The 490-nt window shown below is 59.6% G+C and carries 1 pseudogene; it reads left to right on the top strand.

Annotated elements, in window-relative coordinates:
* Nucleotides 1-490: pseudogene (locus tag RZO55_RS17940) on the top strand (2,3-bisphosphoglycerate-independent phosphoglycerate mutase); the annotation flags it as partial.

The raw sequence follows: 490 nt of genomic DNA on the forward strand, positions 1-490 counted from the left end.
GGGATGTGGCTCCCGACAGCGGCATCCATTATATCCGGCAGCTGCTGGACAAGATGGAGGAACTGGGGACCGGGCGGCTCGCCACGGTTCAGGGGCGGTACTACGCCATGGATCGGGATCGCCGTTGGGAGCGGACGGAAAAGTCCTACCGGGCGATGGTCTACGGGGAGGGGCCCCGATACCGGGATCCCGTGCAGGCGGTTAAGAAATCCTATGAAAAGAGCGTCTACGACGAATTTGTCATGCCGACGGTGTTGGTGGATGAGAAGGAGCAACCGGTGGGGCTGATCGAGGACGACGACGCCGTCATCTTTTACAATTTCCGCCCCGACCGGGCGATCCAGATCTCCCTCGCCTTTACCAACGAGGATTTCCGCGGCTTCGACCGGGGGCCCAAAAGGCCGAAAAACCTGTTTTATGTCTGTCTCACCCATTTCAGCGAGACGGTGCAGGGATATGTGGCTTACCGGCCGACGGATTTGGACAACAC

This window comes from Clostridium boliviensis, from assembly GCF_033342255.1.
GTDB lineage: Bacteria > Bacillota > Clostridia > Lachnospirales > Lachnospiraceae > Lacrimispora > Lacrimispora boliviensis.